4 protein-coding genes and 1 pseudogene are annotated in these 5,030 nt (G+C 68.6%); 2 read left to right on the forward strand and 3 right to left on the reverse strand.

Features of this window, described 5'->3' with window-relative positions; translation table 11 throughout:
* Window positions 1-796, forward strand: a 796-nt coding sequence (locus WA965_RS09330) for an ABC transporter permease (RefSeq protein WP_526447403.1), incomplete at its 5' end; no start/stop codon positions are given.
* The gene (locus WA965_RS09335; RefSeq protein WP_526303045.1) at window positions 789-1,895 is read left to right on the forward strand and encodes an ABC transporter ATP-binding protein; all 1,107 of its coding nucleotides are present in this window, start codon (window positions 789-791) and stop codon (window positions 1,893-1,895) included. The genes WA965_RS09330 and WA965_RS09335, both read left to right, overlap by 8 nt.
* Here the strand turns inward: WA965_RS09335 and WA965_RS09340 are convergent.
* From WA965_RS09340 to WA965_RS09350, 3 genes and pseudogenes are all read right to left on the reverse strand, one after another.
* A complete protein-coding gene (locus WA965_RS09340) occupies window positions 1,848-3,284 on the reverse strand; it encodes a GuaB1 family IMP dehydrogenase-related protein (protein ID WP_526303044.1) in 1,437 nt (478 codons plus the stop codon). The genes WA965_RS09335 and WA965_RS09340 overlap by 48 nt on opposite strands.
* Window positions 3,285-3,315: 31 nt before the next feature.
* A complete protein-coding gene (gnd, locus tag WA965_RS09345; protein ID WP_526303043.1) occupies window positions 3,316-4,770 on the reverse strand; it encodes an NADP-dependent phosphogluconate dehydrogenase in 1,455 nt (484 codons plus the stop codon).
* A gap of 72 nt (window positions 4,771-4,842) precedes the next feature.
* Window positions 4,843-5,030: pseudogene (locus WA965_RS09350) on the reverse strand (M56 family metallopeptidase); the annotation flags it as partial.

The raw sequence follows: 5,030 nt of genomic DNA on the forward strand, positions 1-5,030 counted from the left end.
GATCGGGTCCGGTGCGCCACGACCGGCCCCGGTGAACAGGCTCGGGCGGTGGCGGGCCGCGGCACTGCTGCCCGCGGTGATCGTCCTGTTCGCTGCCCTCGTCGTCCCGTTCCTGGAGTTGACCGGCTGGTTGGTGGCGGGCGGAGTCCGCTGGGACCGGGAACGCTGGTTCGATGCCCTGACGTCGACGATCTGGCTGTCGGTGGGTGCTGCGGTGGTCTGCACCCTGGCCGCCATGCCGCTCGGGGTGCTGGCCGCCCGCTACCGCACCCGCGCCACCCGCATGCTCGAAGGCGCCGGCTACATCTCGCACGGTCTGCCGTCGATTGTTGTCGCCATTGCCATGGTTTCAGTGGGCGTGCTGTTGCTGCGCCCCATCTACCAGCGCGAGCCCCTGTTGCTCCTGGCGTACGCGGTACTGTTCATTCCGCTCGCGGTGGGGTCGATCCGGTCAGCGGTGGAGTCGGCACCGATTCGCCTCGAAGAGGTGGCTCGCTCCCTCGGACGGGGCCCATTGCGGGCCTTCCTCACCGTGACCGCCCGGGGCGCCGCTCCCGGCATCGCGGCGGGTGCCGCCCTGGTGTTGTTGACGTGCATGAAGGAGTTGCCGGTGACGCTGCTACTTCGGCCGACCGGCACGGACACGTTGGCCACCCGGCTGTGGGCGAACAGTTTTGTCAGCGACTACTCCGCGGCCGCGCCGTACGCCGCGGCCCTGGTGGTGTTCGCCGCCATTCCGACGGCGGTTCTCGGTCTGTGGAGCGCCAACCTCGTCAGCCAGGTCCGCAGTGACTGACCGGACCGCCGACGTTCACATCACCGGCGTGCGCAAGACTTTCGGCGAGCACACGGTGCTGCGGGGGTTGGACCTCGAGATGCCGTCGAGCACGATCACCGCGGTCCTGGGGCCGTCGGGTTGCGGCAAGACGACGCTGCTCAGGATCCTCGCCGGATTCGAGGAGCCTGAAGCCGGCACCGTGCTCATCGGCGGCCAGGTCGTCGTGCGCAAGAGCCCGGACGAACCCGGTGTCGTGATCCCCGCGCACCGGCGCCGGGTCGGCCTGATGCCCCAGGAAGGTGCCCTGTTCCCGCACCTGAGCGTCGGCGGCAACATCACCTTCGGACTCGATCGGAGCCGTCGCGCCGAGTCGGCCGCCCTGGTGGGCCACTGGCTGGAGGTGGTCGGACTCGAGGGCCTGGCCGACGCCCGCCCCCACGAACTCTCCGGCGGCCAGCAGCAACGGGTTGCCTTGGCGCGGGCGCTGGCCGCCGAGCCACGGGTGCTGCTGCTCGACGAGCCGTTCGCCGCGCTCGATGCGGGATTGCGCGAGCGGGTCCGGGAAGACATCGCCACCATCCTGCGGTCGGCCGGCACCACCGCGTTGCTGGTCACCCACGACCAGTCCGAGGCGCTCTCACTGGCCGACTCGGTGGCGCTGCTGATGGACGGCAGCGTCACCCAGCACGGCACACCCGCCGAATTGTATTCCCGCCCAACCACTCTGGCAGCAGCGCGGTTCGTCGGCGCGACGGTCGAACTCACGGGCGAGGCCCGGAACGGCATGGTGCACACCGCACTCGGTGCGCACCTTGCCAAGCTCCCGGTGCCCGATGGCCCTGCCGTGGTAGTGCTGCGCCCGGAGCATGTCCGGATCGCCGACGGCCGGGCCGACGGCGACTCCTGCGAGGCGACCGTGACCTCATATCGCTTTTACGGCTCGGAGACCGCCGTGCACATCGAACTCGATGACGGCACGCCGCTGGTGCTGCGCAGCCCCGGCGAGATGTTCCTCAGCGCGGGGGAGCGGGTCCGGGTCACCGTCGACGACACCCTGCTGGCGTATCCGTCACCAACCGGTGGGCAGCGGGTGGCCCTCGGCGAAGCCGGCGGCTGACTGCACCCCCAGCACCACCTTCTCGTGCAGTTCGGCCAGCGTGGCCGCACCGACGTAGGTGCAGGTACTGCGCACGCCGGAGGTGATGTGGTCGAGCAGATCCTCGACACCGCCCCGAGACGGATCGAGGTTCATCTTCGAGGTCGAGATGCCCTCCTCGAATAGCGCCTTGCGGGCGCGGTCGAACGCGCTGTCGGCGCTCGTGCGTGCTGCGACGGCGCGCTTGGAGGCCATGCCGTAGCTCTCCTTGTACGGCCGGCCGTCTCGATCGCGCAGCAGATCCCCGGGTGACTCGTAGGTGCCGGCGAACCACGATCCGATCATCACGTTGGATGCACCCGCGGCCAGCGCGAGCGCCACATCACGCGGATGCCGCACGCCACCGTCGGCCCATACGTGGCCGCCGAGTTGCTCTGCCGCGGTAGCACATTCGACCACCGCAGAGAACTGGGGCCGGCCGACGCCGGTCATCATCCGTGTGGTGCACATCGCTCCGGGGCCGACACCGACCTTGACGATCGAGGCGCCGGCATTCAGCAGATCGCGGGTGCCCTCGGCCGACACCACATTTCCGGCCGCCAGCGGCAGGCCGAGGCCGAGCGAGGACACCGCTTTGACCGCGTCGATCATCTTGGCCTGATGGCCGTGCGCGGTGTCGACGACCAACACGTCGACGCCGGCCTCGGCGAGCGCGGTGGCCTTCGCCGCGACATCGCCGTTGATCCCTACTGCCGCGGCGATCCGCAGGCGACCGGCCGTATCGACAGCAGGGCTGTAGAGGCCGGCCCGAATCGCGCCGGTGCGGGTCAGGATGCCCGCGAGCGTGCCGTCGGGTTCGGTCATCAGAGCGATCCCCGAGGGCGCGTGCTCGAGAAGGTCGAACACCGCGCGCGGGTCCGTTCCCAACGGTGCGGTGACGATGTCGGTGGCAGCGATATCGCGTACCCGGGTGAAGCGATCGATGCCGGAACACGCCGACTCGGTGACCAGCCCGATGGGGCGGTTCTCGAACACCACCACCGCCGCACCGTGGGCACGTTTGTGGATCAACGCGCAGGCATCGGAGACCGAGGCCTCCGGCGACAACGTCACGGGCGTATCGGCCACCAGGTCACGACTCTTGACGAAGTCGACGGTCTCCTTGACCGCTTGCATCGGAAGATCCTGCGGCAGTACGACGATGCCACCGCGGCGCGCGACGGTCTCGGCCATCCGACGACCGGCCACCGCCGTCATGTTCGCGACGACCACCGGGATGGTGGTGCCGGTCCCATCCGACGTCGACAGGTCGACGTCGAATCGTGATGCGACGTCGCTGCGATTGGGCACGACGAAGACGTCGTTGTAGGTCAGCTCGTACGGCGGCTCGTGGCCGTCCAGAAACCTCATCGTGGCACTGCGCCTCTCAGGCCGACCGCGGTCAGGCCTCGACCTCGCTGCGATCCCCACTCCACAGCGTGTGGAACCTCTTGGCCGGATCGGTGTCGATCCGACCGTAGGTGTGTGCGCCGAAGAAATCGCGCAGCCCCTGGGTCAGGGCCGCGGGCAGCCGCTCGGTGCGCAGCCCGTCGTAGTACGACAGCGCCGAACTGAATCCGGGGATCGGGATGCCCAACTCCGTGGCCTTGACGACCACGCGACGCCAGCTGTCGATGGCGTTCTCGATCGCGGCACGGAAGTACGGATCGACGATCAGGCTCGGCAGGTCTGGGTCGTTGTCGAACGCGTCCTTGATCCTGTTGAGGAACTTGGCGCGGATGATGCAGCCGCCGCGCCAGATGGTCGCCATGTCGCCGGGGGTGATGCCCCAGTCGTACTCGGCCGAGCCTGCCTGGATCTGGTTGAACCCCTGGGCATAGGCGATGATCTTCGATGCGTACAGGGCCTGGCGGATGTCCTCGGTGAATTGCGCGGCGTCGGAGGGCTTCTGGCCGAGATCACCTGAAGCGAGTCCGGTGGTCGCCTTGCGCTGGGCCACCGAACCCGACAGCGCGCGGGCGAACACCGCCTCGGCGATTCCGGTGACGGGCACTCCCAGGTCGAGAGCGGACTTCACCGTCCACCGGCCGGTGCCCTTCTGCTCGGCTTCATCGAGGATCAGGTCGACCAGCGGCTTGCCGGTCTTGGCGTCGGTCTGGCGCAGGACCTCCGCGGTGATCTCCACCAGGAAGCTGTCGAGGTCACCGGAGTTCCACTCCTCGAAGACGTCGGCGATCTCGGGCGCGGACTTACCCAGGCCGTCGCGCAGCAGCTGGTAGGCCTCGCCGATCAACTGCATGTCGGAGTATTCGATGCCGTTGTGCACCATCTTGACGAAATGGCCTGCGCCGTCGGGTCCGATGTGGGTGCAGCAGGGCACACCGTCGACATGCGCCGAGATCTCCTCGAGCAGCGGACCCAGGCTCTCGTAGGACTCGGCGGGCCCGCCCGGCATGATCGACGGCCCGTTGAGCGCGCCCTCCTCGCCGCCGGAGATGCCCGCGCCCACGAAGTGCAGGCCGCGGGCACGAATCGCCTTCTCGCGACGGATGGTGTCGGTGTAGAGGGCGTTGCCGCCGTCGATGATGATGTCGCCTTCCTCCATCGCGTCGGCGAGCTCGTCGATCACGGCGTCGGTCGGGTCGCCGGCCTTCACCATGATCAAGACACGTCGCGGCTTCTCAAGCGCGGCAAGGAATTCCGGGATCGTCTCGCTGCGGACGAAGTTGCCGTCGGAGCCGTGCTCGGCCAGCAGCGCGTCGGTCTTGGCGATCGAGCGGTTGTGCAGCGCAACTGTGTAGCCGTGTTTGGCGAAGTTACGGGCGATGTTCGATCCCATGACGGCCAGACCGGTGACACCGATCTGCGCGGTGGCGGGGGACTGCGACGAGCTCATAGACGAAACCCTTTCGATGTCTTGTGGCGGCACAGCTTCTCAGTCATCAAACACCCAGTGCGTTCCGGGCGCTCAGGCAAGGAACAGCCGATGGAGCTCGGTCAACCACGGAACCGCCAACGCGACGGTCGGGATGACGAGCACAGCTGCCGCGGCGACGTAGGCACCGACCGCGAGGCTGAGGCTGTTGGGCCTGCCCGCGAGCCGGCGCACCCGCACCACCGTCGTCGGCCCACCCGCGGCCAAGGCCCCTCGGGGCG

It is taken from the genome of Mycobacterium sp. (assembly GCF_049683935.1).
Taxonomy (GTDB): Bacteria; Actinomycetota; Actinomycetes; order Mycobacteriales; family Mycobacteriaceae; genus Mycobacterium.

Coding starts and splice junctions, on each gene's coding strand:
- WA965_RS09340 (WP_526303044.1), bottom strand. CDS start 3,284: ATGAGGTTTCTGGACGGCCACGAGCCGCCGTACGAGCTGACCTACAAC.
- gnd (WP_526303043.1), bottom strand. CDS start 4,770: ATGAGCTCGTCGCAGTCCCCCGCCACCGCGCAGATCGGTGTCACCGGT.